We start from the raw sequence: 24,571 nt of genomic DNA, 5'->3' as shown, positions 1-24,571 counted from the left end.
ATTGGAGAGTGGAAAGGGGCATCACAAAATTGACTATGAATTTAATTGGTATTTTAGTCTCGTTTGGCTATGTATTTTTTATTTTATTAATGGTTACTTTTCTTCAAAAAATAGTACATTTAAGCGAAGAATTTGCTCGAAAGGCCATTCATATTTTAGTTGGGAATTGGATTTTTATCGCATTGTACTTTTTTGATACAGCTTTTTGGGCAGGGATTGTTCCACTGTGTTTTATCGTTTTGAATTTTATTTCTTATCAGAAATCAACGTTTAAAGCAATGGAACGCAGAGATGATCATTCATTGGGAACGGTTTGGTATGCTGTTTCATTATTTATTTTAACGGTACTGGCATTTTCTTTAGATCAACCTTATTTGGCATTAAGTGGTATTTTAGCAATGACTTACGGCGATGGTTTTGCGGCGGTGATTGGCAGTCATTGGGGGAATGTTACTTATCCAGCAAAATTCGGAAATAAATCATTAGAAGGCACAGTGACGGGTTTTTTATTTATCTATTTAGTAACGATGATTGTAGCATATTTTTATCTTCCGGTGAATAGCTTATTAGTCGGCTTGATTTGCGGTATCGTTGGCACTCTTTTGGAACTGTTAACCCCAAATGGTTTAGATAATCTAAGTCTGCCTCTGGGAATTAGTGGACTATTTTATTTGTTTAGCCTTCAGCCTTCGCAATTAGGACTGATTTTGATTGTTACTTTGACCATTAGTATTTTATTTTTTGCTTGGTTAGTTGGCGCTTTAACAGTAAAATCATGTTGGACCGCTTTTTTATTAGGAACTAGTTTGTATGTATTAAGTGGCTGGCTAATTTATACAGCAATGATTATTTTTGCTATATTAGGTAGCGGTATCAGTAAGGTTGGCAGACAAAGAAAAGCTCAGGCGGCTAGCCTTCATGAACGTGAGGGAACAAGAGGATCAACACAAGTACTGGCAAATGGTTTTCCTGCTTTTATTTTTGCTCTTCTATTTTTTATGACGAAAAATAAAGCATTTCAATTAGCCGCGTTAACTAGTTTTGCCGCAGCTAATGCGGATACTTTTTCTTCAGAAATTGGTATGTTAAGTGGGAAAAATCCTTATTCGATTTTGACTTTAAAGCCGTTAGCGAAGGGATTATCAGGTGGAGTTAGTAAGTTGGGTTTAGTTAGTGGTTTAATTGGTTCAATTTTAATTGGGTTACTTGCTTTAGGAAGTTATCCGCTAAGCGTAATTGGAATAGTGATTGGCGGCGGTTTTTTTGGAACTTTATTGGATAGTTTTTTGGGAAGCACTCTTCAAGCGAAATATACGTTAAATGAAGGGTTAACAGAACAATCTCAGGTAGCAGGTAGTCCATTGGAATTAGCTTCTGGCTTTAGGTTTATCACAAATGATGGAGTAAACTTTATCAGTGTGATTTGCAGTAGTTTAATCGTCTTCTTTCTATTAAATTAGTAGTTGTTCGCAATCAGAATATTCTTTACACAAATAACACAATGAATCACTAGGTGCTATGCAATAATGAAGGTAGTCATTGAAATGAATTCAGCAAGAGAGGACAAATTATGAAAAAACAAAGATTGTACATTATTTCGCTAGATGCTTTTGGTAGTCAAGACTTAGCCTATGCAAAAGAATTGCCTAATTTCAAACGTCTTTTAGCGAGAAGTGCGCAAGTAAGGGAAGTAGAAACTGTATATCCTTCTCTTACGTACATGGCTCATACTTCCATTGTTACTGGGGTATATCCAAATAAACATGGAATTATCAATAATACCTTGTTACAACCTAAGCGAGAATCACCAGATTGGCATTGGTATGCTAAGGATATCAACGTTCCTACCTTATTCGATATTGCTGCTGAAAATGGGTATCAAATTGCGAGCTTATTATGGCCGGTTACTGGTGGAAGTAAAGCCATTAAATGGAATTTTACTGAAATATTTCCAAATCGTCCATGGAAAACTCAACTTGGTGTTTCTTTATGGTCATCAAGTCCTAAATACATTTTTGACTTAAACAATAAATACGGAAAATTACGAAAAGGAATTCAGCAGCCTGAATTGGATCATTTTATTACCGCTTCAATGGTTGATACAATTGAAACGAAGAACCCTGATTTATTTGCGGTTCATTTGGTTGATTTGGATAGTATGAGGCATGAATTTGGTGTCAACACTCCAGAAACACAGGCTGCGATTCAACGGATGGATGATCATTTAGGTCAGATGATTGCTGCAATGGAAAGAATGGAGATTTTTGAAGAAACTGTCATTGCTATTTTAGGTGATCATTATCAGCTAGATGTTCATACTGTTATTCGTTTGAATCAAGTTTTTAAAGAGCAAGGCTGGTTAACTGTAAACAGTAAGAATCAAATTACTAATTGGCAGGTCATTGCAAAAGGTGCAGATGGAGCCTGTTATATTTATACACAATCAGATGTTGATTTAGTGCAAATAAAATCTGTTTTAAGTGCCTATTCAGCAGAAATTGACTTTATTTATACAAGTAAAGAAGCAAAAGAAATGGGGGCAGATGAGAAATGCAGCTTCCTGATTGAAGCAAAAGCTGGCTATTATTTTGAAAGTGGGCTAGATGGTCCCTTATTTGAGAAAGTTAGTGATAATCCTAAGTTACACAAAGGAACGCATGGCTTTAGTCCTAAAAAAGCCAACTATGCAACGACGCTCTTTATTAGTGGACCCGGAATTAATTCAGAGGCCCGATTAGAGCATGCTCGTTTAGTCGATGAAGGACCAACATTCTTACATGCACTTGGTTTAAGTTACCCGCAGTCAACAGATGGTCATGTTTTAACAGAATTATTTCAAGCTGAAACAAGCTTAGACAATTAGGGGGCAACAAGATGGAGCAAACTAAAAAGTTAAAAACATCTAGATTTCGTTATACTAAATTGGAACGTAGTTGGATTGCGCAAGATTGGGCAAATTCTGCGTATTCAGTTATGATTACCACCGTCGTATTTCCTTTGTTTTTTAAGTCAGTTGCTGAAAATGGGGGCTTATCTGATGCAACTTCAACAGCATATTGGGGATATGCAAATTCCTTAGCAACTCTAGTTGTTTCGATTTTAGCGCCATTATTAGGGGCAATTGCAGACTACAAAGGTTACCGCAATCCATTATTTACGATTGCTACAGGTTTAGGTGTTGTAGCAACATTTAGTTTTGCCTTTATTCCAGATTCCAATTGGCAATTGCTTTTATTCATTTATATTTTATCAGCAATCGGGTTTTCAGCTTCAAATATTTTTTATGATGCGTCATTAATGGATGTCACAACAGGTGGACGGATGGATCGAGTTTCTAGTGCTGGATTTGGTTGGGGATATATAGGAAGTACGATTCCTTTTTTAATTTTTATTATCTTGCAATTAACTCAAGTGTTACCAATTTCAACAGGAACTTTGACGAAGGGAGCTTTTATTGCAACGGCTCTTTGGTGGTTTATCTTCACAATTCCATATTGGAAGGATGTTCGTCAAACAACGTATATTGATAAACAACCACGAATTATTGCTAATAGTTTTGGACGTTTATGGCAAACAGTGAAGAATATTCGTCAACATCGCAATGTTTTTCTATTTTTAGCAGCCTATTTCTTTTATATTGATGGAGTTGGAACCATTATTACAATGGCAATGACTTTTGGAACAGATATTGGATTGACATCTAATAATTTAATTGTGATTATGTTAGTTGTTCAAATTGTGGCATTTCCGTTTTCTATTCTGTATGGTGTGTTAGCGAAGCGTTTTGGCAATAAAACGATGATTTTCTTTGGAATCGTAACCTATGTAGCTATCTGTATTTTTGCAATCCAGCTAGATAGCTTGATTAAGTTTATTGTCTTGGCTACATTGGTAGGAACGGCGCAAGGTGGAATTCAGTCACTAAGCCGTTCGTTATTCGCCCAACTAATTCCAGTTGAAAGTGCCAATGAATTCTTTGGTTTTTATAATATCTTTGGCAAATTCGCTGCGGTAATCGGACCAGTATTAGTGGCGATTACAACGCAAATAACAGGACACGCTAGGGATGGAGTCTTCTCGTTAATTGTTTTGTTTGTTGTAGGTGGTATTTTACTATTTTTTGTAAAAGTGGACCATAAAATTGAAAATTAACTAACAGAGACTGCTATTACCAATCTTTATGTAGTAAAAGAGTTTGATAAAAACTATTTTTAGTTTTTATCAAACTCTTTTTAGTTAGCCTTTAAAATTATATAACGGTTTAATAATCTCTTGAATATCCATTGTATCAATAACGTCTTGTTGCAATTGTTTAGCGGGTTTATAGGCAGCTGGTGCTTCATCAATAGTCTTTTTAGAGACAGAGGAAGTCCAAACATGGCACATCGTTTTTTGATAACTTTCCAAACTAATCTGGGCTTTTGCTTTGGAACGACTTAAGATACGTCCGGCCCCATGAGGAGCTGAGTAATTCCAATTAGGATTGCCTTTTCCTGTTGCTAATATGCTGCCATCTCGCATATTTAACGGAACAATAATCGCTTCGCCTTTTTGTGCAGAAGTGGCACCTTTACGAAGCATAAAAGAATCTAGATCGATATAATTATGCACACAATCAAATGAATCTAGGACAAATTTATCCCATTTCATGCCTTTCAAAATAGTCTGAGCCATGAGTTTTCGATTTAAGGCAGCATAGTCTTGAGCGATTCTCATATCATTTAAGTAGTTAGTAAAATCTATGCCACTCACATAGGAAAGTTCGTAGGGAACCTTAATAATTTCACGTAACTCGTCTAAAGAAGTTGCTTCTTGTAGGTTTCCGCGCTTTATCTCAGATTTAACAGCAAGCTTTAACTCTTTTCGTTGGATATCTAATTTTTGATAGGCTATTTCTTGATGGTACTCAGCAACTTCTTTGCCAAGATTTCGACTTCCACTATGAATAACCAAATAGATGCCATCTGCACCTTGATTGACTTCAATAAAGTGGTTTCCTCCACCAAGAGTCGCAATACTACGTAACGCCCAACCTTTATGGATTGGCGCATGTAGATTTCCTAGTTCAAAATGATGCGCGGCTTTATCATGACTGCCTTGCCCATTTGGAATTCGATTCCGAATCAATTGATCTAACTTATCAAAATTTAATTTTAAACGACCGGGTTTTAGCTTAACGACATAGAGCCCACAACCAATATCTACTCCAACTAAATTGGGAACAATTCGATCTTGGATAGTCATACTTGTTCCAATTACACAGCCTTTTCCGCTGTGGGTATCAGGCATAATCCGAATGTTGCTATTTTTAGCTACTTCTTGATTGCAAAGTGAAATAATTTGTCCAATGGTGCTATCATCAAGCATATCCGTATAAACGATTGCTTCGTTATATTTTCCTTTTAATGTTAACATTTCTAATCCTCAACTTTTCCTTAAAGTTAGGAGAAATGACAGAGTATAATTTCTCCTACTGGTTTTGTAGTCCTCTGGTTGTCTTCATTTTTTCAATCATAATTGTTCCTCCTTTATTCATGTTTAAACTGAATCTGCTATTTTAAGCAAAATAAAAAGCCCATCAACCAAGAGATTGATGGACTGTTTTAAATGAATTTAAATACAATTTATTTGTTAAGAGCTGATGACACCAGTGGAAAATCTGCTGCCTACAGGACAAATAAGTCGTTCTTTTAATTCTAAACATAAATCAAATCTTGCTTGCTTTGTAGAATCATATTGTAATCTGCTAACGGTAGTTTTCATGATGTCTGCTCCTTTCAGTTTAGTTTTGATGACTCGAGAAGAAGTATAGCATGCCTTATTTTTATTAGCAAGAGCTTTTTTTGAATGTTCGTTTTTTAGCGGAAATTAAGCAATAAAAAAATAGTTCATTTGACTAAGATGTTACGAGAATTCTTAGCAAAATGAACTATTTTTTAAAGTGAACGATTTAGACTACGTTCCATAATTTTTTTCATTGGATAGTAAAGCAATGAAACGAGAATCACAGTTGAAATTGAGTTAATAACAGTTACATATAAGCTAGCGAATGAAGCAATTGAAGCAACTTTAAAGCTAGTACCAGCAATCAAGGAAACAATAATTCCTTCTACGTAGGATTCGATAATTTTAGTTACTCCGGCAGCAATGGCGACAACAATAATCGTTGAGACTTTTTTATCATTGCGACCTAATAAATTAAATAAAATAGATACAACAGCAGCCACAATAATCGCTTCTGTAATAGTGAAAATCGCAAAACTAGCATAGCCATTTAGCATATCGAAAATCCCTAATCCCATTGCTCCAGCAAGTGCTCCGTATTTAAAACCTAACATGAGAACAGATAAAACAACTAAAGCATTTCCAAAGTGAATAAATGGTGCTCCAACAGCAGCGGGTAATTGGATTCTAAAGACTTGAACACCTAAAAAAGTAATAGCAGCAAATAAACCAGCTAAAACTAAATCATAGGTTTTTGAACGTTCTGAATTTGACATAATCAGACTCCTTTTTACTATTTAATTGAGAATATAAGGCAATAATGAGGGTAATTCTCCTTCAAAGCTTACGCCGAATTTTGGATCTTTTTCATCGGTAATGGTTTGTTGGATAGCTGCTCCAACAAAATCAACGGCAACTTTAGTAGCTTCATGCAAAGCCACATTTGATAAAGTTAATCCAGTCACAATACTAGCAAGAATATCGCCAGTTCCAAAGTAATGCCCAGGGAATTTTTGATTTAAGACATACTGAATTTCATCTGTTTGACGATCATAAGAGGCTGCGCCAATTTCAGATTCATCAAAATAAACGCCAGTTAGGATTATGTTTTTGGGACCTAATTGACTTAATTTTCTCATGAGTCCTTCGATGTATCCTTTTGTATAAGGACCTTCAACATAAGGTTCATTTAATAACAAGCTAGCTTCAGTTAAATTCGGCATAATAATCGTAGCTTTTTGGCACAGGCGTTTCATTTGTTCTGGATAATCTACAGCAAATCCACGATAAAGTTTACCAGAGTCAGCCATAACAGGATCGATAATAATCGGACAATCAGAGCCTTGCATTTGATCGATAGCTTCTAAGACTAAGTCGATTTGTTTCGGATTTCCTAGGTAACCAGTATAGATTCCATCAAAGCGCATGTTTAATGTTTCCCAATGATGAATGATTTTTTTCATTTCGTCGGTTAAGTCTAGGTAGGTATTTTGCCCAAGTCCACCAGTATGTGTTGATAATAAAGCAGTTGGCAATACGCAGGATTCAATTTTTAAGATAGATAGAATCGGTAATGTGACAGTTAAAGCCACTTTTCCAATTCCCGATAGGTCATGAACTGCTAATACTTTTTTTTGCATTTTTTTCACCCTTTCATTGTAATAGTATAACATGAGATCTAGTTAAAGATGATTAAAAATGCATTAACGTGTTATTTTATTAAGGTGAATAAATAAAGGGAATATATATTTTTGTAGGTTATTTCACGATTTAAAAATAATGATAAAAAGAGATTTGTTATTTAAAATTCGTGATATTGTGATTGTTATATTTTTTTAATTAGATTTTATAATGAATTTAATTATGTTTTTAGTGCTTTTTTCTTTAGTTTTATAGTTATTTTATTATAGTATGTAATTATGAAGACGCATATGTTTTAATGGAGTATAGAGTGAGGAATACATGTATTAATTAATTATTATCGTTATTTTATTAATTGGTAGAAAGTTGGGATAAAATGTACACACACAAAAAATTAATGTTATCTATTTTAGGTGGTGTAGCAATTTTAGGAACTGGGTTTGCAGCTTATTCAGAAGAAAGACAACCAACCATTGAAATTCGTTCCATTCCATTATCCTATGGTCAGAAAATAACTGAAGAACAAATAAAAAAACAATTGAAAAATCAAGAGATTAAACGTGTTGTTATTCTCAATGGTGAGGTTAATTCTGAGGAATTTGGTGTGTATCCATTAACATTAGAGTTGACGACAAATCAGGATAATCGTTTTAATAAGAAAATATATGTTGAAGTACTTGATCAAAAGGCTCCAGAAATAATTACCAATGAAAAAACAATTGAAGCAGGTTCAGATTTTCAATTCATAGATTATGTTACTGTTCTAGATAATGTAGATGGTGATTTGACAAGTATGATGAAGTTTAAAAATATTAATACGAAAAAAGTTGGTAGGCAATCACTAACTGTTGAAGCAAATGACTATTCGGGAAATAAAGCTAAGAAAAAAATTGATTTTATTATTCAAGACACAACGAAGCCGACCATTGATACAGTAGATAAAAAACTCACTGTTGGAGATGGATTTGATCCAATGCTGAATGTGCTAGCGACTGATACAGTGGATGGGAATATAACGCAAAGAATTACGGTGGATGGTAGGGTGGATACTAAACGAGTGGGTACCTATTCTTTGATCTATGATGTTGTAGATAAATCGGGAAATAAAACTGAAAAAGTTAGAAAGATTATAGTTGTGGCGCCACTAGTTGTTGAAACTAATCCTATAGTGAAACTAGTAGAACCAAGTAACATAGCAGTTAGTGATGAGAAACCCCCAGTTGTTACGGAAGGATCAACCACTTCTCCATCAACGCAATTACCAGAGCATGCACCTATGACAATCTATATGGCCGGTGCGACAATTTCTTATCAAAATGGTGGTCAAGGTAATGGCCAAGCCATTATTGATAGTAACCCAGTTGCATCTACATGGGGCGGAGCCTCTATTCAATCAGGGACGGATGGTCTAAATACTCATCTTATTGGTCATAGTCCCGGGGTTTTTAGTACGTTATTTAACTTAGGTATAGGTAGTCAAGTGACGATTACAGATGGCAATGGAGTACCAACAGTTTATACTGTTAATCGTATTTTTGAAGTAGATGATTATGCAATAGGTGTCCGTGATCAGGTGAATTACTGGGAAAGAATGATTGGAACAGGTGGCGGTGAACGGGTTACTTTCCAAACTTGTGAAGATGATGCAATTAACTGGGTTTATGAGGCAGTTAGTTAATTGAGTCTAGAAGATAAGTTAAAAAAACTTTTGATGATAGAGTGTGTCCTAAAGTAAGCATTAGGATTCAACTAATCTTCAGAAGTTTTTTTTCAATTTCTAAATTTCCAATTATTTTAGGAATAGAAAAAAAGTAAAAAGTAAGTTGTTGATACATAGGCTTTACAAATAGAAGTAAAAAGTTTATCAATTAAGAAGGACTCCTACTTAAGGATGATTTTACTGAAATTAGCTAGGAGAAATAGTAAATACAGGCTATAATGTAAAGATAAAATTAAGCAAGGACGTGAGGATAATCGAAACAAATAAAAAGACTTCATGGAAAACTTTTTTCCAACTATTAAATGATACGAAACCTAAGAAGATTTTTATCTTCATTGCACTACTATTCAGCTTGATAACTACAATTATTGGACTTCTTGTTCCTTTGTTTACTAAGAATTTAATTGATGATTTTTCCTTTGCTTCATTAAGTGGGTTAATGATTGCTGGGATCGTAGCAGCATTTCTTTTTCAGGCCCTGGCTGATGGAATATCAACCTATATGCTTAGCTATATGGGACAAAAAACAGTAGCAAGTTTACGAGAAAAGGTCTGGAAAAAATTATTACATCTGCCTGTAGCGTACTTTGATGAAACTAAAACAGGTGAAATTGTAAGCCGTCTGATTAACGATACTACCTTAGTGAAGGAATTGATTACACAACATTTTCCTCAATTCATTAATGGGATTATTTCAATTATTGGTGCGGTGACGATTTTGATGATTATGGACTGGAAGATGACCTTGGTTATGCTGATAGCTGTTCCTTTAGCGGGAATATTTGTGGCGCCATTAGGTTCTAGAATGGCTAAGATTTCCAAAGCAACTCAAAATGAAACTGCAGATTTTACGGGAATTGTTAGTCAAACTTTATCAGAGATCCGTTTAATGAAATCTTCTAATGGAGAAGAAACAGAAATCAAAAAAGGGAAGGACGGAATTCATCGTCTTTTTAAATTCGGCTTAAAAGAAGCACGTTTGTTTGCTATTTTAGGTCCGCTTATTTTCTTAGTAATGATGTCACTTATTGTGGCTATTATTGTTTATGGTGGGATTCGGGTTCAAGAAGGTAGCTTGTCAACGGGAACTTTGTTTGCTTTTTTATTGTATTTATTCCAAATTATTTTTCCTGTGACGTCATTTGTTACTTTCTTTACTCAATTGCAAAAAGCAAAAGGGGCAACAGAGCGAATTAGTGATATTTTAGCGATGGAAAGTGAAGATTTAGCTAAAGGATTGGACTATGATGTTGTTGGACAAAAGATTCAGGTGAAGGATGTTTCTTTTGATTACATTGAAACGGAGCCAATCTTAAAAAATATTAATTTTGAAACAAATCCTGGAGAAGTAATTGCTTTTGCAGGTCCTAGTGGTTCTGGAAAAACAACCATGTTCTCTTTATTAGAACGTTACTATACTGCACAAAAAGGACAGATCGTTATTGGAGATACTCCTTTAACAGATATTTCTCTTTCTTCTTGGCGTCGTCAGATTGGTTATGTTTCGCAAGAAAGTGCGATGTTTTCAGGAACAATCCGTGAGAATCTGATTTATGGATTGGATCTGGAAATCTCTGAAGATCAACTGTGGGCAGTAGCGAAACAAGCGTATGCAGATAAATTTATTCGTGAATTGCCTAGTGGTTTGGAAACCGATGTAGGCGAGCGTGGGATGAAGCTCTCTGGAGGTCAACGTCAACGAATTTCAATTGCACGTGCTTTTTTACGAGATCCTAAGATTTTAATGTTAGATGAAGCAACTGCTAGCTTGGATAGTCAATCAGAAGGTGTGGTACAACAAGCATTAAGTAATTTAATGGAAGGGCGGACAACCTTTATTATCGCTCATCGTTTATCAACAATTGTTCATGCAGATAAGATTATTTTTATTGAGCATGGTGAGATTACTGGTATGGGAACTCATAAGGAGTTGGTTGCCAATCATGAATTATATCGTAGTTTTGTAGAACATCAATTAGCTTAAATATTAGGAGAATGCCTTTTCAAATGGATTTTTGAAGAGGCTTTTTCTTTTGCAAAAGAAAAACCTTTACTTTTTTAGTAGTTCTTATAGAATATAGATAGTAACTTGAGCATTTTATGAAAATGTTTGACAGATATAAATATAGGTGTTATAGTTAAAAAAAAAGAATAAAGGTAAAAAATACTTTTATTAATTCAAGAGGTGAACGAAATGCAATTTGAAAATGCTCAAGCAGAAAAAAAATATTATGAAACAGAAGCAAGTGAAGCGGATTTTATCAAATGGTATAAGTCACAGGATTTGCCAAAATATGAAACACCATCTGTTACGATTGATAATGTTATGTTTTCTTACAATCGTGAAGAAGATCAGATGAAGATGCTCTTAATCAAGCGTAAGGCTCATCCTTTTAAAGATTCATGGGCACTTCCAGGTGGTTTTGTGAATCCGAGTGAATCAACAGGTGAAAGTTGTTTACGTGAAACAAAAGAAGAAACTGGCGTGGAATTAACGGAATTGAATATAGAACAACTTTATACATTTAGCACACCAAACCGTGACCCTCGAGGATGGGTGATTACAACAAGCTATCTGGCTTTTCTGAATCAAGAAGCATTAACTGCTGGTGATGATGCCAGTGATGTGAAGTGGTTTAATATTCAACTTAAAGGCGATCAATTATGCTTAAGTGCTGATGATATTGAGATTCAAGTGGATATAAAAAAAGAAGAGATGCTAGATGAAAGTCCAGAACGTTTAGCCTTTGACCATGTGAAAATCATTAGTACAGCTTTTAATCGGATTATTGGTAAAATGTATTATCAGCCTCGTGTTTTAACTGTGCTTGGTGAAAGCTTTACAATTACAGAAGCCCGCAAAGTTTTTTCAAAATTTTTAGGTGTTGATTATCGTACGATTGACCACTCAAATTTTAAGAAAGATTTATTGAAATTTGTGAAGGAAGTAGATGAACGACCAACTGGCGTAGGACGACCTTCAAAATTCTATGCGCTAAATATTCCTTACTTAAAATAATAGGATACATCCTTAGCTGAGAGAAAAGCTCTCAGTTTTATTACAGAAAAATAAAGGTAAAAAATACTTTTATAGAACAGGAGTTAACTAAAATGAGTAAATTAAGCAAAAATACACTTAATGGGAAAAAAATTGGAATCGTATTTGGTACGTTTGCTCCATGTCATTTAGGTCATATGGAGATGATTATACGAGGCAAAAGAGAAAATGAAGCTTGTATTGTCGTTGTTTGTGGAAAAGAGAATGATCGTGGGACAGAAGTTGGCTTAACTTTAATAAAACGATTTCGTTATATGCGGGAATTATTTGCTAAGGATGAGAATATTTTTGTCACTTATTTGGATGAAACCCACATGCCAGAGTACCCAAATGGTTGGTCAGAGTGGTTAGCCGGAGTTCAACTAAAAATTAAGGAAGCTACCCGCGACGTTCCTGAAACTATGACCTGGTATGTTGGAGAGAAAGAGTATGCAGCTGAATTAACCGCACGTACAAAGGATCAGGTTGTATTGGTAGATCGCTCAACTGTCCCAATCTCTGGAACAAAAATCAGACAGAATCCAATGAAATATTGGAATTATATTGCTTTTCCATTTCGTCGGGTTTTTTCAACTAATATTTTAGTAATGGGATCAGCAAGTGGTGGGAAATCAACTTTAGTTCAAGATTTGGCCTTAAGTTTTGGCAGTCCGTATACGGATGAATATGCGAGACGTTATGAAGAACATTACAATGTGCGAGATGAAGAATTAACGATTAATGACTTTAACTATATGGGAGCAGGGCAGTTTGAGCAAAATAAAAATGCGATTATGAGTCAGGAAAATAATGGATTAGTTTTTGCAGATACCGATGTAATGGTTACGAAAGTCTATACAAAATATTATTGTAATCAAAAGGAATATCAACAACTAGCACCAAGCTTTGATTTATTAATTGCGAAGCAACAATGGGATATCATCTTTGTGATTCCACCGATTACAAAGTATGTCAATGATACCTTTCGAGATATGAGTTATGCTGACGACACAAGTCGGTGGCAAATGCATCAATTATTTATGGATGAAATTGAGCGCAATCAACTGCTAGATAAGGTGGTTTTATTGGATCAAACTGGCAATGATACCACAGATTCAGAAGGTTTTTATGACCGTTATCAATTTGCACGTAAAACAATTAAACAGTATGTTTATGATAAGTATCAATTAAATTTGAATTGAGGATGTGAAGAGATGAAAGTAGGATTATTTCCAGGAAAGTTTAATCTAGTTCATCAAGGACATGTAAAGAGTATGTTAGAAGCCTATTCTATGGTAGATCATCTTTATATTGTGATTTTATATGATGAAGAATTTGAAGCTATGCGTTATCAAAAGGCTGGAATAAAGTCAATTACTCCTGTTTTAAGGGAGCGATGGTGGCGTATGATTACTAAGGATTTAGAGCATATAACGGTATTCTCATTGCCAAGTCCTAATACTTTTGACTATGAGGATTGGAAGAAGAGTAGTCAAGAAATGCTAGCACTAACAGGTCCGATTACTCATATTTTTAGTGGAGAATCAAGTTATGAAGCCTATTTTAAGCTGCTTTATCCAGGATGTCAGATTGAAACATTGGAAAGGGCTAGTGGGAATTCAGTAACGGCTATTTTAGAAAGAGGGATTAAGGAGTCTTGGGATCTGCTGCCTGCTGAAGTTCGTCCTTATTTTGTCAAACGAGTAGCGATTTTAGGTGCAGAAAGTAGCGGGAAGACAACGTTAACTAGAAAATTAGCCCACTGGTATCAAACAGAGAAAGTGGAAGAATATGGACGTATTTTATGGGAGGAATATGGTGGCGGATTAGGAACTGTTTTTGATTTAGAGGACTATCGAACCTTAACGTATCGTCAAAAAACCGAGGAATCGGAGAAAGTAAAAACAGCTAGAAATTATTTGTTTATCGATACAGAAACGATTGTGACTCAGGTCTGGTTAAGTATGTATGAAGCACAAGAATTGGCTGTATTAAATGCAATTGCTGAAGATGAAAGTTACGATGCTTATTTATTAATTCAGCCTGATTTGGATTTCATTCAAGATGGAACACGTAATTATGAAAGTCAGCGTTGGGAGATTTATCAACAAATGAAGACACGTTTAGAGGCAACGAAAAAGAAATACACAATTTTGACAGGGGATGCCAATCAGATTTTTATGGAGGCGCGCAACGTTATTGACCAATTGTAAGAAAAATAGTCAAAATAAAAGGAGACGATGACAGATGGTAGAAAAGATAAGGCGCGAATTATTTAGTGGATGGACTAACTTTGAGAAAATATATATTTGCTTATTGCTGTTGTTACAAGTAGTAGTTTTTTATTTTAATCCGGAAAGTCTAATGGGAGTTATTGCTGGAATTAGTGGTGTTTTATGTGTGACGTTTGTGGCGAAGGGAAAGATTAGTAACTATTTCTTTGGATTTATTCAGATTTCTTTATATTTATTGCTAAGTATTGAATATGTTTTGTATGGAGAAGTGTTATTAAATTTATTCTATTTTATCATGCAGATAATTGGTGTTAGTGTTTGGCGAAAAAATATGACAACGAAAGTCGAGAAGGATAATTCTGTAGTTGAGGTTAAGGGATTGAGTCTAAAACAATGGGTGATAACAATTGTTACTGTTATTGTTTCTTGGTATTTATTTGGGAGTATGTTAGCCTATTTTGGTAGCAATAGCCCTTATTTAGATAGTATTACTACGTCGTTAAGTGTTGTTGCTCAAATTTTAATGACATGGCGTTATAAAGAACAATGGCTGTTATGGATTGTTGTCAATGTTTTCTCAATTGCTCTTTGGATTGTCGCTGGTAATGCTAGTATGGTGGCAATGTGGACAGCATTTTTATTTAATAGTAGCTATGGTTATTATAATTGGTTGCGATTGGCGAAGATTGAAAGCCGCTAATTTTTAGTCAGAAATCCATGACACAATTAGTGAAAATGTTATTTAAATGTATAAATATCTATTTATCTTTCATTATTTTATGTTAAAATGGTAACAAGGGAAGAATATCTAACATCATCGGGGAAAGTTGGACCAGACCTTTGTTACCGTTTTTATTAGTATAAGTATATGCTATTATATAGACTCTTAAGTATTGGTTTAGGAAATGAGAGAGAAAGTAGGGAAGCTTCAATGAAAAGTAAAATTAGTGAAACTGAAATTAAATTAGCTATTCAAGAACAAAACTATGTACTCTATTATCAACCTAAATTTGAAAATAAAAGCAGAAAAATTATTGGTGCTGAAGCTTTAATGCGTTTAAAAGTTAATGATGAATTGTTACTGCCAGATGCTTTTTTACATATCGTTCTTGCAATTGGTGAAATGGAACGAATGCAAATTTTCCTTTTTCATGAAGTTGTGAGGGCCTTAAATTCACCTGAGTTAGTGAATTTGGATTTTTCCATATCAGTTAACATGAATTCCAGTGAATTAGTGAGTAAGAACCATATTAAACGAATTTTGAATTTACTAAAATTTGACTTAATTCATCCAGAGAATCTTGAAATTGAGATTACAGAGCGTAGTGAGTTTCCTGATTTTACTGTAGCCCTGGGTAATTTGGCTGAAATGAAAGAATTAGGTATTAAAATTAGCTTGGATGACTTTGGCAGAGGTTTTAATTCATTGTCCTATTTGTATATTTTGCCAATTGATATTATGAAATTGGATCGTTTATTCATCAATAAGATTTTGACAGATCTTAAAGTTCAAGTAATTGTGGATGGTGTGATTCAGATGGCACATAAATTAGGGATTCGTGTTGTAGCTGAAGGAGTAGAAACATTGGAGCAAGTTGAGTATATGGATGGGCTGAATTGTGATATTTATCAAGGATTTTATTTTGCAAAACCAGTTTCATTTGGTGAAATTAAAGAAAAATGGCTATCTTTTACAGTATAATAAAGATAGATGTAATAAAAATAGACACCTTTTAGCTTTTAAGAGGTGTCTTTTGCTTTAGATATCTAGGTAGAATGGCTTGAAAATAGGAGGAAACAACTATGATTATTGGGATTTACATTGCTGGATCGATACTTGGCATTTTTTTATTTACTCAGATTCTTTCTTTCATTGGTAAAGAACGGTTAAAAAATGAGATTAAATCTGGCTGGGGGCAAGCTCCTATGACGAAATTAGGAGTGGATCAACTAAATAGTGTGGAGATATATTGGAAAATGAAACAAAAATACCACCCGTCTAAAAATATAGTAGACGATGGAACTTGGTATGATTTGGATTTAGAATCGGTGTATCGTGCTGTTAATCGAACGTATTCAAGTGTAGGTTCAGAATACTTATATGGGATGATGCGTGAAATTCAGCTGGATACGGATAAGTTAACTGAATTTGAAAAATTAACAACATTTATGACAGAAAATCCTTCTGAACGTCAAAAAATTCAATTTCATTTGGCCATGCTAGGGAAAAAAGATCATAATCAAACGGCTGCTTATTTATATAATGCACGTAATTATCAGTTGCCAAATGGGAGCCTGTACTATGTTCTAGGAGTGTTGCCTATTTTGAGTTTGTTTCTCTTGTTTGTGAATGTTTATTTAGGAATAGGTGCTTTAGTTGCTTGTTTACTTTTCAATATTATTACCTATTATACTAAAAAAGAAAAAGTGGAGCGAGAATTAAATGCCCTGAACTATATATCAGGTATGATTCAAGCAGCCAGCCAATTATCTAAGATAGAGTCTCCTGAGAAAAACCAGTTAACTGCCTGCTATCATAAGTTAAAAGGTGCTAAAAAAGGTGCCAGTGGGGTGTTAACAAAAACAGGAACGCCAGAAACAGATTTTATCGTAGAATATTTGAATATGCTGTTTTTGCTACCGTTTATTAATTACCAACGAGTGATGAAAGTTTTAGTAAAAAAAGAAGAAACTTTGTTAGAGTTATGGGAAATTCTAGGGCGCTTAGATTCAGCTTGTGGTGTCGCAAGTTTTAGACAACAATTGCCTTATTGGACAGTTCCAACTTTTGGTCAACATGCGCAAGTTCTAGCAGAAAATGTGTACCATCCATTATTATCAAAACCAGTAGCAAACCCAGTTGATTGGCAGAAAAATACATTAGTGACGGGTTCAAATGCTTCTGGGAAATCAACGTATGTAAAATCAATTGCGCTATCGACGATTACAGCTCAAACAATCCATACTGCATTTGCTGAAGAAATTCAGTTGAAATCATCATTAGTTATTTCTTCTATGGCTGTGGAGGATAGCGTATTTGCAGGGGAAAGTTATTTTATTGCTGAGATAAAATCATTAAAACGCATGATTTCTCAGATTAGTCCAGAAACAACATGTCTCTGTTTTGTAGATGAGATATTAAAGGGAACTAACACCATTGAGCGAATCTCAGCATCTGCAGCAATCGTTCATTGGCTATCTCAACAAAATGTACTAGCTTTTATTGCTACACATGATATTGAATTAACGGAAATCCTGAAAAATGATTGCGACAATGTTCATTTCCGAGAAACTGTGACAGATGAAGATATTTTCTTTGACTACCAAGTTCATCAAGGCGCTGCAACTACTAGAAATGCAATTAAATTGCTTTCACTAATGGAGTATCCTGCTGAAATTATTCAGCTAGCTAACAATGAAGCGGATCAGTTTATTGAGAATAGTCAGTGGAATGTACTTTAATTGAAGGAAGGAACTGTCTGGAATTTCCATTTGCAAAAATGAATTTCAGGCAGTTTCTTCTATATTCTAATCATACAATTTAGGCTGGTCTATTCTTTACAAATTTCAACCAAATGTCCTTTATTTTACGACTATCGATAGACAAAGCAAAAAGCCTTGAAAAAATTAGTCGTGTATCGCTAACTTTTTCAAGGCATTATTTTTTTTAACTAGGTCGTACAATCGTATATTCTTCAGCTAACGTTGCGTAATTATTTCCAGCTAAACGAGCGACTGGCGCTAATTCTTTTGTTAAAATATACTCTTTTTCTGAATTGAAAACTGAATCGGCAAAGTAAAAATCACTTACTTTTAAAATAAATAAATCTGTGATAATTTCATTTGCTTCATTTGTAATCGGCAAATGATTATATAAACTAGCTTCAAAACGAATTTTGGCTGCTTCAAGGCTAGGAACTTTAGTTGATTGACTATCAATTAAGGTCAGATTAGCTAAGGTGGCTTCACTTTGGTCGGCAGGTAAATTTGCAGAAGTTTGATTCATTTGTTCAACTAAGGTTTCGTCAACAATATGAATAACGGCTTCTTTCGTTGCAAGTAGATTTCTAGCAGAATCCTTTAATTCGCCATTTTTTCTAATAATGGCAATAGAGACTAAAGGCAATTCATTTGATACACCACTAAAGAAACTGAAAGGTGCTAGATTTACAGTGTTTCCATCAGCGGTTAATGTTGTAATCCAAGCAATTGGTCTTGGGACAATGCTACCACTTAAAAATTTATATTGCTGTTTTGCTGTTAAATCATCACTATTATAATGAATCATGGGACTCACCATTTGCAGCTAGTTTTTGTTGTAACCATTGTTTAGCAGCTAATACTTCATCGTAGGTTAATTGATGTCCTGTAGTTGTCCACAATGTTTCCACAACACTGCCACGATTACCAAATGCCTTAATTAAAGCATCAGATTCTGATTTAGGGACGATTGGATCATTGACTCCAGCTGATAACCAGACGTTTTTATTTGTCAAATCAAAACTAGCTTCATGTTTTCCTAAAGACATTGCATGAAATAGAATGCCTGTTTGGAAACTATTTTCACGCTCTAACATCGCATGAGCTGCGATATTAGCTCCATTAGAATAGCCAATAACAACTAAATCATCTGAGACAAGTCCATGTTTCAATGAAAGTTCTTTAACTGTAGCTAACAGAAGATCTGTTTGAATTTCTAAATCTTCTAAATCAAACTGTCCTTCAGCGAAACGGCGAAAGAAGCGGTTTGCTCCTTGTTCTGAATGAGGTCCTCTTAAAGAAAGAATAGCCGAATCAGGGGAAAGAGCGGTAGCAAGATCGATCAAAGAGTGTTCGTCACCACCAGTACCATGAAGCAGTAATAGTGGTGGTGCACTAGCATTAGTTCCAGATTTAAAGAAATGTTCCATCAGATTATTCACTCCTTTTTGTATTGAATGGGCGAACTCGGCTTTCGATATATTCACGTTGACTTTCTAAGAATGGTGGTAGAGATAGGCTTTCACCAACTGTTTCATAAGGTTCATCTTGCATAAATCCAGGACCATCTGTCGCGAATTCAAATAAAATTGGACCGACACGAACATATAAAGACTCAAAGTAGAAACGATCAACATAACCAGATTGTGGTAAATTAAATGAACGAATACGTTCAATCCATTCTTCTAAAACAGCACGATCAGCAACACGGAAGGCTACATGATGAACATTTCCAAAACCTTCTCTAGCAGGATTTAAATCTGTACGTTCTTCAACAATAACTTGAGCACCGTTTCCGCCTTCACCAACTTCAAATAAATGGAAGCCATTTTCTTCCGTAACTTTAGTAAATTCCATAATTTGTTGCAACATGATTTTCATTGGTTCCAAAGCAGATACTGTTAGAAAGACTGGACCTAATCCAACGATTGCAAATTCATAAGGAACTGGTCCTTTTTGCCATGGAATTCCAGCAGGGACACCTTCATTGAATTCATCAGAAATCAATTGATAATATTGATCGTCAAAATCAGAAAAAGCTAAAGTCTTCTTGCCGAAGCGTTCTTGGATGTCATCGTGTTTCACATCAAATTCATTAAAACGATCAACCCAATAGTCTAAGGCTGCATCAGTTGGAACGCGGAAGGATGTACGTGAAATCGAATCAGTTCCTTTTATTCCTTTAGGGATTCCTGGAAAATCGAAGAATGTCATATCTGTTCCAGCACTCCCACGGTCATCTGCGAAAAATGTATGATAGGTTTGAATATCATCTTGATTGACTGTTTTTTTAATTAAACGCATACCTAATACTTCTGTGAAAAATTTGTAATTTTTTTCGGCACTACTAGTCATTGCTGTTACGTGGTGAATTCCCTTTAAGTTGTTCATTTATAATTCCTCCAATTTAAGTTCAATTTCTTTTCTTTGTGGTTCTAGAAAATCTGGTAAAGCTAAATGTTCGCCTAAATGTTCAAGCTCTTCGTCAATGAGAAATCCTGGTTCTTCAGTTGCTATTTCAATTCGTAAACCACTTGGTTCTCTAAGATATAAGCTACTAAAATAACCTCGGCTAAGAAATTTTTCAATGACTAAGTTCAGTTCTTGTGCTTTGTGATAAAGTTCTTCCAATTCATGAAAGGTTTCGACGCTGTAGGCGACATGGTCAATTGTTCCGCGACCTACTCGTGATTTTCGAGTTGCCTGGCTTTCTTCGACTAATGTAAAATCACCTCTTACAGAATCAGCAAATCGGTCATTTGAATAGGAAAGATTTAAAAAGTTTTTAAAAAATTCTGTTGTTTCGGTTGGTTTTTCTACGACTAAGCTTGTTCCTAATATACGAATAATTTGTGCATCTCGTGGAATTGAGGTGTGACGGGTTGCTTTTTCTTCACTGATTTGTTCATCAACTTCTACCAATGTCAGTTCAAAATCATCAAAATCTCGGACTACAAGTTGCTGGTTTTTTAATTGAAACTCAATCTTAAATTCAGTGAAGCGTTGTTGCCAGAAATCTAAGCTGCCTTTGGGAATCGCCAGATAATTTGTTGAGAAATAAGATTTTAAATCTTGACGATGACCAACTTTTTGAATTTCAAAAAAGGTTAGCAGACTACCAGGAGATCCAAGATAATCACCAAAAAACAAATGACGCATTTGGGTATTGTCTTGATTGACGGTATTTTTGACTAAACGCAATCCTAAAATAGTCGTATAGAAATAAGTTGTCCTTTCAGCTGATTTTGCGATAGCTGAAACGTGATGAATTTTATTAATCAATGAATTCAACTCCTTATTCTATAATAGGTAAGTAGAACTTGTTTTAAATCACTAACTTACTTAAAGTAAGTATAAAGCTAAACTAAAAAAATTGCAACACTTTTCTATTATTATTTTTAATTTTGTTATTTTTAAGTAAAAAAAACCATTCTAACAGTGTTTGTTAGAATGGTTTTTTATTTATTTAACTATTTCATTGTAATCATTGATGAGTTTATCGTAGGATTTATAGAAATATTCTGGAAAAGCATTGTCTAATGTTAATGTATTTGTTTTAGTAAATTGGATTAATTCATTAACGTTTGTTTTTAAATTTTTACCAGTATTAACATATAAATTAATACTAGAAGCATTACTTAAAGAATAACCATCTTCTTTGATTTCTTTATCAGTAAAGTTAGCTAATTTTTCCATTGATGCACTTAATTTTTCATTTAATGCAGTTAAATTTTCAACATTTGGAGTAGGAAGTTGAATGTTTTCGACGTCTTCTTCAGTAAGATTTTCCCAATCTGTTTCATCATCTAGCTTGTTTAGAGCTTCTGTATAGTTATCAACTTCAGTTAGTAGGGCATCTGCGGCGTCAATTGAATCCAATAAAGCAAGTTGAACTTTATTATTATTTTTTTTAGCATCAGCGCGTTCTTTTTTTGTTTTCTCTTCAATGATACTAGACATCCCTATTTTGAAAGTGTCTGCTGGAATTCGAGTTGCTTTGATTGCTTCGATAATTTGTGCATGTAATTCTTTGCCTTTTTTATAATCATCATTTACATAATCTTTTTCAGAATAATAACTAGTAATCTGAGTAAATAAATCAATTTCTTTTTCCATTGCAGGAATTAATTTTTTAGCATCAGCATCAACTGCCATTTTAGGTTTCGTATCAGGGATATCTGTAGCATTTTCCAATATCTGGTTTGATAAAGCATAAGGTACATTGATGAAGAAAGTTTCAACATTTTCTTGAACATAATTGCCGTTCTCATCAGATAATTTTGATAGGTAGTCAGTCTCAAGAGTAGTTAACTCTCCGCTGGCGCTTAAAGCATTCAATATATCCATATATTGATTGTATTTATCGATATCAGTATTTGCTGAATTTGTAATCTTCTTTGCCTCAGATTTAGTATCATCCATCATTTTTTGCGCTTGCTGACAACCAGGTAATACGAATAAAGCTGCTGTTAAAGTCAAGCTAAGTATCACTAATTTTGTTTTCTTTTTCATTTTTTAAACTCCTTTTGGTCGATTCTATTTTTATAAAAAAACTTCAATTATTATAGTATCATAAAAAAGAGGCGAATTTAAAAAAAGGAAAGTTTTGGAAAAAAGCTGTTTTAAATAAGAAAAAAAGGAAATTTTCCCAATTAAAAAAGATTGAGAAGAGAATTCTCAATCCTTTAGATCAGTTATTTAGAAATAAACACATACACATTCTGGTGCGTACACATCTTTTTGAATTAAGCTCAATAAGCCTGTTTCGTTGTTGCGAGCAAATAAAGTTAGGTTATCTGAATCTTGATGAGCAGCAATAATGAATCCTTCTGTTGGATCAAGATTGAAGTCACGTGGAATTTTTCCTTCAGAAGCAATTAATTGGATTTGCTCTAACGTAGTTCCATCTGGAGAAATTTTATAGACAACAATCGAATCATGACCACGATTAGAAGCATATAAGAATTTGCCATCTTTTGAAACACGAATTGCTGCACCACCATTAAAATCAGTGAATTCTTCTGGAATAGTTGAGATTGTTTGTAATTCTGAGAAAGTACCTGTTGTTGCATCGTAAGCTAAGACAACAATAACACTTGCTAATTCACCAAATAAATAAGCAACTTTGCCATTTGGATTAAAGACAATATGACGTGGTCCAGTTCCAGGTTTAGCATCATAACGACTTACTTCAGTTAATTTTCCATCTGTTGAAACAGAGTAGGTATAAACTGCATCAGTCCCAAGATCACAAGCGACAATATACTTATGGTCTGGTGTTAAATCAGAATAGTGAGCGTGTGGCCCAGCTTGATTTTCGTGAATGCTAGAACCAGTATGAGTAACAGTATCTAACAATGTCAGATTGCCATCTTTATCGGTTTTAATAACAGCAATTTCACCTTTATGGTAGTTGGCAGTATAAAGAAAACCGCGTTGATCATCTACACCTACATAACAAGGTGGAGCGCCAGGAGCTGAGACAGAGGCTACTAATTGATAATTACCAGAATCATCTTTTTTAAATGAAGAAAGCGCACCATCGCCATTCACTTTATCAATTGCATATAAAATATCTTGGTTTTCTGATAAACCGACATAAGTTGGACCATCAGCCTTAGCAATTAATGTTAACTCTTCGAGCTGTTGTTTTTCAGTATCTAAGGTGATTGAGTACACACCTTCACTTTCACGTTTTGTATATGTTCCTAAAAACATTGTTTCCTTCATGGTTCATTCCCCCTATGATTGCGTATTCAATTCATTTTTAAGTATAACATAAAAATGAAAATCCATAGAGAAAAAGTCGAAAAGTTCTTATTTTTTAGCAATAAATAAAATAGGTGTGATGAAGTCCATCTGGTGTTAGTTCTCAGATGGACTTCATCACACTCTATTATTTGGTCAATTTATTTTGGTTCTATAATATATCGTGTTGGTGAGTGAAACACTCGCCAACACTTCTTTGCGTTTCACTACAAAAAAAGACATCCAATTGGTAAAATAAAGTCGACCAAAACAAAATCATCAGGAGGATGTCCTTATGAATCATGATACGCGAAAATTACTTGGATTAACAGAAAAAAATCTTCATTTTGAAAAAATTTTTTAGAAGAACGAGTGGTAAATGGACAAACGCTTTTTATTATTCATGGAAAACTGGACTACCATCCTTCTCACTGTGACCATTGTGGAAATCAAAACCAAGAAAAACTTATTCGATATGGATCTTACTGAACCGAAACTCAACTTCCACGAATCAACCACTATACAACAAAACTTGCTTTGAAACGAACGCGCTTTCTCTGTCATCAATGTGGCTCAACTTTTAGTGCAAAAACATCCATTGTTGCACCAAAAGATCACCTTGCGGCATCTTTAAAACATCAAATTGCGTTAGACTTAACCGAAAATCTATCTCGTAAATATATTGGGCAAACACGAGATGTTTCAGGCACAACCGTTGTTCGTATTTTACAGTCATTCAATCAAAAAAACGCATTGAAAAGCTATTTTTACCCGAAGTTCTTTGTGTAGATGAATTCAAATCCATGAAGTCTGTCTCAGGTGCGATGAGTTTTATTTGTGTAGATGGAGAAACTCATCAGCTCATTGATATTCTTGAAGACCGAAAACTACCACATCTAATCGCTCATTTTATGCGTTATTCTCATAAGGCACGACTCCATGTAAAATACTTGGTGATGGATATGAATGCCAGCTAATGAATCACTT

The 24,571-nt window shown here is 34.5% G+C and carries 22 protein-coding genes; 13 read left to right on the top strand and 9 right to left on the bottom strand.

Features of this window, described 5'->3' with window-relative positions:
* Nucleotides 1-35: 35 nt before the first annotated feature.
* From BR43_RS06635 to BR43_RS06625, 3 genes are all read left to right on the top strand, one after another.
* Entirely contained in the window at nt 36-1,460 is a 1,425-nt protein-coding gene (locus tag BR43_RS06635) for a DUF92 domain-containing protein (protein WP_034564874.1), read from the top strand.
* 110 nt (nt 1,461-1,570) lie between these two features.
* Nucleotides 1,571-2,863 carry an alkaline phosphatase family protein gene (locus BR43_RS06630; RefSeq protein WP_034560444.1) on the top strand — a complete coding sequence of 431 codons (1,293 nt, stop codon included), beginning with the start codon at nt 1,571-1,573 and terminating at the stop codon, nt 2,861-2,863.
* Nucleotides 2,864-2,874: 11 nt separating this feature from the next.
* The gene (locus tag BR43_RS06625; protein ID WP_034560443.1) at nt 2,875-4,152 is read left to right on the top strand and encodes an MFS transporter; all 1,278 of its coding nucleotides are present in this window, start codon (nt 2,875-2,877) and stop codon (nt 4,150-4,152) included.
* An 84-nt stretch (nt 4,153-4,236) separates the two neighbouring features.
* On the opposite strand, the gene BR43_RS06620 is transcribed toward BR43_RS06625, so the two are convergent.
* The 3 genes from BR43_RS06620 to BR43_RS06610 all read right to left on the bottom strand — a co-directional run bounded on the left by BR43_RS06620 (nt 4,237) and on the right by BR43_RS06610 (nt 7,364).
* Nucleotides 4,237-5,415, bottom strand: a complete 1,179-nt coding sequence (locus BR43_RS06620) for an RNA-splicing ligase RtcB (protein ID WP_034560441.1) — start codon at nt 5,413-5,415, stop codon at nt 4,237-4,239.
* Between the two features lie 521 nt (nt 5,416-5,936).
* Nucleotides 5,937-6,500 (bottom strand): ECF transporter S component, encoded by a 564-nt coding sequence (locus BR43_RS06615; protein WP_034560440.1) that lies wholly within the window; start codon nt 6,498-6,500, stop codon nt 5,937-5,939.
* Between the two features lie 21 nt (nt 6,501-6,521).
* Nucleotides 6,522-7,364 carry a pyridoxamine kinase gene (locus tag BR43_RS06610; RefSeq protein ID WP_034560438.1) on the bottom strand — a complete coding sequence of 281 codons (843 nt, stop codon included), beginning with the start codon at nt 7,362-7,364 and terminating at the stop codon, nt 6,522-6,524.
* A gap of 377 nt (nt 7,365-7,741) precedes the next feature.
* On the opposite strand from BR43_RS06610, the gene BR43_RS06605 reads away from it, so the two are divergent.
* The 8 genes from BR43_RS06605 to BR43_RS06570 all read left to right on the top strand — a co-directional run bounded on the left by BR43_RS06605 (nt 7,742) and on the right by BR43_RS06570 (nt 17,818).
* A complete protein-coding gene (locus tag BR43_RS06605) occupies nt 7,742-9,043 on the top strand; it encodes an immunoglobulin-like domain-containing protein (protein ID WP_034560437.1) in 1,302 nt (433 codons plus the stop codon).
* Between the two features lie 286 nt (nt 9,044-9,329).
* Nucleotides 9,330-11,069: an ABC transporter ATP-binding protein gene (locus BR43_RS06600; protein WP_034560434.1), complete on the top strand. Its 1,740-nt coding sequence runs from the start codon at nt 9,330-9,332 to the stop codon at nt 11,067-11,069.
* Between the two features lie 210 nt (nt 11,070-11,279).
* Complete coding sequence (locus BR43_RS06595) at nt 11,280-12,104, top strand: NUDIX domain-containing protein (protein ID WP_034560432.1); 825 nt, start codon at nt 11,280-11,282, stop codon at nt 12,102-12,104.
* 92 nt (nt 12,105-12,196) lie between these two features.
* Nucleotides 12,197-13,324 (top strand): AAA family ATPase, encoded by a 1,128-nt coding sequence (locus tag BR43_RS06590; RefSeq protein WP_034560431.1) that lies wholly within the window; start codon nt 12,197-12,199, stop codon nt 13,322-13,324.
* A 12-nt stretch (nt 13,325-13,336) separates the two neighbouring features.
* Nucleotides 13,337-14,335 (top strand): AAA family ATPase, encoded by a 999-nt coding sequence (locus BR43_RS06585; protein WP_034560430.1) that lies wholly within the window; start codon nt 13,337-13,339, stop codon nt 14,333-14,335.
* Between the two features lie 34 nt (nt 14,336-14,369).
* The gene (gene pnuC, locus BR43_RS06580; RefSeq protein WP_034560428.1) at nt 14,370-15,056 is read left to right on the top strand and encodes a nicotinamide riboside transporter PnuC; all 687 of its coding nucleotides are present in this window, start codon (nt 14,370-14,372) and stop codon (nt 15,054-15,056) included.
* Between the two features lie 231 nt (nt 15,057-15,287).
* Entirely contained in the window at nt 15,288-16,058 is a 771-nt protein-coding gene (locus BR43_RS06575) for an EAL domain-containing protein (RefSeq protein WP_245617831.1), read from the top strand.
* Nucleotides 16,059-16,159: 101 nt separating this feature from the next.
* Nucleotides 16,160-17,818, top strand: a complete 1,659-nt coding sequence (locus tag BR43_RS06570) for a MutS-related protein (protein ID WP_034560425.1) — start codon at nt 16,160-16,162, stop codon at nt 17,816-17,818.
* 205 nt (nt 17,819-18,023) lie between these two features.
* On the opposite strand, the gene BR43_RS06565 is transcribed toward BR43_RS06570, so the two are convergent.
* The 6 genes from BR43_RS06565 to BR43_RS06540 form a co-directional block, all read right to left on the bottom strand.
* Complete coding sequence (locus tag BR43_RS06565; protein ID WP_034560424.1) at nt 18,024-18,644, bottom strand: flavin reductase family protein; 621 nt, start codon at nt 18,642-18,644, stop codon at nt 18,024-18,026.
* Nucleotides 18,631-19,266, bottom strand: coding sequence for an alpha/beta hydrolase (locus BR43_RS06560; protein ID WP_034560423.1), 636 nt, complete (start codon nt 19,264-19,266; stop codon nt 18,631-18,633). Before BR43_RS06560 ends, BR43_RS06565 begins: the two co-directional genes overlap by 14 nt.
* Nucleotides 19,267-19,270: 4 nt before the next feature.
* The gene (locus BR43_RS06555) at nt 19,271-20,227 is read right to left on the bottom strand and encodes a ring-cleaving dioxygenase (protein WP_034560422.1); all 957 of its coding nucleotides are present in this window, start codon (nt 20,225-20,227) and stop codon (nt 19,271-19,273) included.
* Complete coding sequence (locus BR43_RS06550; protein WP_034560421.1) at nt 20,228-21,118, bottom strand: VOC family protein; 891 nt, start codon at nt 21,116-21,118, stop codon at nt 20,228-20,230.
* A 180-nt stretch (nt 21,119-21,298) separates the two neighbouring features.
* Complete coding sequence (locus BR43_RS06545; RefSeq protein ID WP_034560420.1) at nt 21,299-22,348, bottom strand: DUF3829 domain-containing protein; 1,050 nt, start codon at nt 22,346-22,348, stop codon at nt 21,299-21,301.
* 186 nt (nt 22,349-22,534) lie between these two features.
* On the bottom strand, nt 22,535-23,566 hold the full coding sequence (locus tag BR43_RS06540) for a lactonase family protein (RefSeq protein ID WP_034560419.1): 1,032 nt from the start codon (nt 23,564-23,566) through the stop codon (nt 22,535-22,537).
* 555 nt (nt 23,567-24,121) lie between these two features.
* Here BR43_RS06540 and BR43_RS20435 point away from each other — a divergent pair.
* Nucleotides 24,122-24,373, top strand: a complete 252-nt coding sequence (locus BR43_RS20435; protein ID WP_245617830.1) for a hypothetical protein — start codon at nt 24,122-24,124, stop codon at nt 24,371-24,373.
* Nucleotides 24,374-24,387: 14 nt separating this feature from the next.
* Entirely contained in the window at nt 24,388-24,561 is a 174-nt protein-coding gene (locus BR43_RS20430; protein ID WP_245617829.1) for a transposase, read from the top strand.
* The last annotated feature ends 10 nt before the right edge of the window (nt 24,562-24,571 follow it).

It is taken from the genome of Carnobacterium gallinarum DSM 4847 (assembly GCF_000744375.1).
Lineage (GTDB): Bacteria > Bacillota > Bacilli > Lactobacillales > Carnobacteriaceae > Carnobacterium > Carnobacterium gallinarum.
This window is presented reverse-complemented; position numbering and strand designations above follow the sequence as displayed.